Origin of the sequence: Micromonospora tarensis (genome assembly GCF_016803395.1) — a bacterium.
In the GTDB taxonomy this organism is placed as follows: Bacteria; Actinomycetota; Actinomycetes; order Mycobacteriales; family Micromonosporaceae; genus Micromonospora; species Micromonospora tarensis.
The window spans coordinates 1-5038 of sequence record NZ_JAEVHL010000346.1; the positions used below are offsets into that span (position 1 = coordinate 1).

The following is a 5038-nucleotide window of genomic DNA, read 5'->3' on the forward strand; positions in this document are numbered from 1 at the left end:
GGCGGGGCGGGCGCGCGGCGGGGGCGGGCGCGCGGCCCCTCCCGCTTGATCAACTCGACTTCCTGGAACTCGCGGTATTACGAGCGCCCGGATACCGCGAGTTCCAGGAAGTCGTGTGGGCGCGGGGCGGGCGGCGCGGCGTCGGAACGACCTGGGCGTCGCGGGGGCGGTGGCGCGGTTACACGTCGGCCACCGACATTGGGTACGCTGTGGGTGCGGTCCGTTCCGACGGGGTGCACGCGGGCGTAGCTCAATGGTAGAGCTTCAGTCTTCCAAACTGACTACGCGAGTTCGATTCTCGTCGCCCGCTCCACGCGATCCGGCCCAGGTCAACGGCAACGCCGCCGACCTGGGCCGCCCTCATTGATCACCGCACGCCGGTACGGCGCCACCACCGCAGGCCGGTACGGCGCATCACCGCACGCCGGTACGGCGCATCACCGCACGCCGCTGCGGCGCGACCACCAGCGGCGCCGTCACGGCTCCTCGCCCACGACCTCCTCGCGGGACACCGCGTCGACGAGGTACACCTGCTCGCCGGCGCGCGGGTCACGCGCGTGCACCACGTGGAAGAGCGGAGTGGCCGGGCCACCGAGATCGACAACGGTGGCCCCCGCGCCCAGCACCGCGCGTTCCCAGCCCGGCCGCGAGGTGAAGTCGATGCGGGTGACCACGCCGGGCGTCACCCACACCGGTACGCCCCGGAGCAGGCCGGAGAGCTGCATGTGAAAGTGCCCGCAGAGGATCGCCCGGACGTCGGTGCCCTGCACCGCCTCGGCGAGCTCATCGGCGTTACGAAGATTCACCGAGCCCAGGATCGGCGAGGTGGACACGGCGATCGGCGGGTGGTGCAGCACCAGCACCGAGCCCGCCACGGCGGATTCGGCCAGCACGTCCCGCAGCCACGCCAACTGGGCCGGGTCGAGCTGCCCGTGCACCTGGCCGGGCACCAGACTGTCCAGTGTGATCACCCGCAGCCCGGCGACGACGCTGACGGCGGCGCGCTGGCCGGACCCGCCCGTCATCGGCGTACCGATGTCGGTGCCGTCGGCGGCGAGGTGCCCGGAGCCGAGGGCGGCCGCGAACGCGGCACGGGTGTCGTGGTTGCCCGTGCAGTAGACGTGCGGAACGCCGCGCTCGGCGCAGAACCGACCCACCTGCTCGCGTACGTCCACGCAGCCGTCGACGGAGCCGTCGTCGGCGATGTCACCGCTCACCACGACCAGGTCGAGTTCCGGCAGGAAGCGGACGTCGTACAGGATGCGCGCCAGCGCTGCGGCGGCATCGACGTCAGGGTGCCTGAGGTGCGTGTCGGACAGGTGCAGAATCCGGTGGCGGGCGGTCACGGGCGCGCCTCCTCGTCTGATCGACAAGGAGCACCCAGGCGGACGATGCCCCGACTTCACTCCCCGGTGGTCCTGCCCACCCGCGCCAGTCGTGTGCACCCAATCTAGGGGCCGGCCACCCGTCGCGACAACCACGCCGCTTGACAGGTGTCGATCTGTGCACTGGTGTAAGGACCAAGCACATCGACGTCCGTCACAGGAGGGCACATGATCGTCCGACGACGGTGGACAGCTGCCGCCACCACAGTGATCCTGTTCAGCGCAGTGTTGTCCGCTCCCGCCTCCGGAGCGGCGGCACCCGCCGCTCCAGCCGCCCCGATCACACTGAGCGCCACCGAAACCGCAGTGGTCCGGGTCCAGCTCCGCGATCAGGCCCAGCTCGACCGGCTCGTCGCCACCGGCGCGGACCTGGCCAACCGGCCCCGGGCACGGGACGGCCGGATCCTCGCCGACCTGGTGCTCACCGGCGCGCAGCTCGCCGAACTGACCGCGCAGGGCGCGACTGCCGTGCAGGTCGTGCAGCGCGCCGGGGACGGCGACCGGCACTACGCCGACAGCGTCCGCGCGGCGCAGGCCCGCACCGCCGCCGGGCTGCGCGCCCCGGGCACCGGTCAGCGCGGCACCGCCGCCGCCACCGCCGTGGACACCCTCCAGGTGCAGCAGGCCTACTGGTGGGCCACCAGCGGACAGACCTTCCTCCAGGTCCAGGTGGCGACCACCGCCACCGACGACCCGGACGTGGAGATCACCGTCAGCTGGCGGACGGCGGACGGCGCCACCGGGTCGTTCCCGCTGTACCGGTTCGAGGACTCCGGCGAGTACCAGTACCACTACAACCTTCCCCAGCCGGTGCCGAACCGACCGGTCCAGGTGAGCGCCACCTCCAGCCTGGGCGGGGTCAGCCGGGTGGTCACGCCGACGCTCTGGCCCAACGCCGCGCCACCGCCGCTGCCGGCCGGCTACCAGAAGGACTTCATCGACGCGTACCTGACACCCGTCGACATCCAGGCGCGGATCAAGCGGCTGGCCCGCCAGTACCGGGACCTGGTGGACGTGATCGACCTGCCGAACAAGACCCAGGGATACCGGCGCACCGCCGCCGCGTACCTGGGCGACCCGGCGGTGGCCGCCGTGGTGGTCGAGTCGGTCCGCTTCGGCGACCAGGGCATGAACGGCGTACAGGTGCGGACTGTCGACCCGGGCCGGCCGAACCGTCCGCTGACCGTCGGCTACCGCGATCGTGTCCTCACGGTGTCCCTGGCCACCGACACCGCCGGCAAGACGGTGAGCACCACCGACGAGGTCGCCGCGGCGATCAACTCGCGCCAGTCGACCCGGTTCCAGGCCACCGTCGAGGACGGCTCGGCCGGGCTGCCGATGCCCGTCGCCGGCCCCGCCCGACTCGACGACGGCCTCCAGGGCACCGAGGTGCCGGCGCGACAGTGGACGGTGCAGGCGCTGCGCCTCGGGGTGCACCGGGACGGCAGCCGGGTCGGCGTGCTCGCGTACTCGCAGGAACACGCCCGGGAGTGGGCCACGCCGCTGGTGACGCTGGAGTTCGCCGAGCGGATGCTGGCCAACGCCCGGACCGACCCGGCCACCCGTGAACTGCTGGAGCAGGTCGACATCTTCGTCATCCCGACGGTCAACCCGGACGGCGCCAACTACTCGTTCAACGACTTCAACTTCCAGCGCAAGAATCTCGTCAACCACTGCACCGGGGCGGCCCGCGACCCGAAGAACCGCACCTCGTGGGGTGTCGACGTCAACCGTAACTACACCGTCGGGTCGTACTTCGACGGCTACGTGGGTGCCAGCGCCAACTGCCTGTCCGGCAACTACGCGGGCACCGGCGAGCTGTCCGAGGCGGAGAGCCGCAACGTGGTCGCGCTCGCCCAGGCCCACACCAACATCAAGTTCGCGATGAACGTGCACTCCTACGGCGGATACTTCATGTGGCCGCCCGGGGCGTACCGGGCCGACGGTCGAGTCACCCTGCCGCGGCCGTCGATCGACGAGTCGACGCTGTTCCTCAACAGCGCCCGGCGGATCGTCGGCGCCATCGCGCAGGAGCGCGGCACGGTCACCTGGCCGTCGCAGACCGGACCGGTCGCCGACGTGCTCTACTCCGCCGCCGGCAACTCGGCCGACCAGCTCTACTACGAGCTGGGCATCTTCGCCTGGGACTTCGAGGTCGGCAACGACCGGTGGAACCCGGCGACCGGCCAGTGGGAGGGCGTCGGCTTCCAGCCGCCGTTCGACGAGGCGCACGGCGAGTCCCAGGAGTACGCCGGCGGGCTGGTGGAGCTGGTCCGGGTAGCCCGCGACTACGCCGCGGCCGAGTCGGCCGGCAACTGAGCGTCGGCGGTGCCGCGTCCGCACCCGGGGCGCGGCACCGCCACCGGGCCGGCGTCCGCGGGGGCATTTCGCCCGTTTCGGGGCGACGACGGCCGGGTAGATATTTCGGCATGGACACGACGACAACGGCACACCTGATCGGCGGACCTCGGGACGGCAGCACCCTCGACGTCGAGGGCGAGGCTCTCGTCGAGGTGGAGATCGACGGCATGATGCACCGCTACATCAGAACCACCAAGCAGCGCGACGGTGGTCCGCTCTACACCTACGACGGGATGGTCGCCCCGGACGGCGGCGAGCCCGGCGTCGAGGACCCGGCCGCTCGGGTCGCCTCGCCGAGGGCCGACGCCGAGGGGCACGGCGGCACCCACTGAGCAGCCACACCGGCGGTTAGCAGCCGAACCGGCCGGCCACGGATGAACCGTGACCGGCCGGGTAAGTAGCGACCCTGCCTGGTGGGGAGACGACCGGGTGCACGGGCGGGCGGCCCCGAGCCGACCCGCCCGCGCGCGCCCGTGATCAGTTCGAGGAGATCCAGTTCCAGGCGGACACGACCCACTCGGTCTGCTGGAGCCACGCCACGCCGAGGCCGGCGAGGAACACCGCCGTCGCCAGGTGGGCGCCGCGAGCGCTGCGCCGGACCCGGCCGAGCTGCCGCTCCAGCACCACCCGGCCGACCAGCCGGGACAGGGCGAACAAGCCGACCGCCACCAACGAACTGAGCACCAGCACCAGCAACGGGCCGCTCAGGTCGCCCTGACCGGAGAGCGCCCAGATGCCCCAGCACACGAACGCGAAGAGCCCGGCCGCCGCACTCCACTCACCGCCGCGCCGCAACTGCGCCATCCGCGCGCGCCACGAGCGGCGGGGCACCGGCTCCCCGGGCCAGCCGGTGCCGGTCGGCTCCTGCTCGACCACCGGGAACGGCTCGGTTCGCGGGCTGCGCGGCTGACCCACCGCCGCGACCCCCCGGCGGAACCCGTCGCGCTGGACCGGCACCCCGACGCCGGCCTGCGGTGGCACCTCCACGGTCCGCTCCGCCCACGGCTGCGTCTGGTCTGCCATCTCGTCCTCCCCCTGACCGACGGCATCACCACCGCCTGGGATCGAGGGTAGCCAGCCGGCAAATCGGTCGCCGCCCCCGTCCGGCACGCGAGCCGGCACGACGGTGTCGAATCCCACCCCGCGAGGGGTACGGTCGGCTGATGGGTGATCCCGACCGACGACGGCGACGGCTGCGCCACCATCCCGGCCCCGAGCCGGCCCGGCAGGGTGCCGACGGCCGACGACCAGCACCCCGGGCGTGCACGACGGCGACGACCCGCCGCCGCGCC

At 72.6% G+C, this 5038-nt stretch carries 4 protein-coding genes, 1 tRNA gene and 1 riboswitch; of the genes, 3 read left to right on the top strand and 2 right to left on the bottom strand.

Features of this window, described 5'->3' with window-relative positions; all coding sequences use genetic code 11:
* Window positions 1-239 precede the first annotated feature (239 nt).
* A tRNA-Gly gene (locus JM949_RS33380) sits at window positions 240-313 on the top strand.
* Window positions 314-476: 163 nt separating this feature from the next.
* On the opposite strand, the gene JM949_RS33385 is transcribed toward JM949_RS33380, so the two are convergent.
* On the bottom strand, window positions 477-1346 hold the full coding sequence (locus JM949_RS33385) for a metallophosphoesterase (protein WP_203152033.1): 870 nt from the start codon (window positions 1344-1346) through the stop codon (window positions 477-479).
* A gap of 25 nt (window positions 1347-1371) precedes the next feature.
* Window positions 1372-1449: riboswitch (ZMP/ZTP riboswitch) on the bottom strand.
* Window positions 1450-1553: 104 nt separating this feature from the next.
* Between JM949_RS33385 and JM949_RS33390 the strand changes: the two genes are divergently transcribed.
* Window positions 1554-3704, top strand: coding sequence for a M14 family zinc carboxypeptidase (locus tag JM949_RS33390; protein WP_203152034.1), 2151 nt, complete (start codon window positions 1554-1556; stop codon window positions 3702-3704).
* Between the two features lie 110 nt (window positions 3705-3814).
* Complete coding sequence (locus tag JM949_RS33395) at window positions 3815-4078, top strand: hypothetical protein (protein WP_203152035.1); 264 nt, start codon at window positions 3815-3817, stop codon at window positions 4076-4078.
* Between the two features lie 145 nt (window positions 4079-4223).
* Here JM949_RS33395 and JM949_RS33400 read toward each other — a convergent pair whose 3' ends face one another.
* Complete coding sequence (locus JM949_RS33400; RefSeq protein ID WP_203152036.1) at window positions 4224-4769, bottom strand: hypothetical protein; 546 nt, start codon at window positions 4767-4769, stop codon at window positions 4224-4226.
* Window positions 4770-5038 lie beyond the last annotated feature (269 nt).

Coding starts and splice junctions, on each gene's coding strand:
- JM949_RS33395 (WP_203152035.1), top strand. CDS start 3,815: ATGGACACGACGACAACGGCACACCTGATCGGCGGACCTCGGGACGGC.
- JM949_RS33400 (WP_203152036.1), bottom strand. CDS start 4,769: ATGGCAGACCAGACGCAGCCGTGGGCGGAGCGGACCGTGGAGGTGCCA.
- JM949_RS33390 (WP_203152034.1), top strand. CDS start 1,554: ATGATCGTCCGACGACGGTGGACAGCTGCCGCCACCACAGTGATCCTG.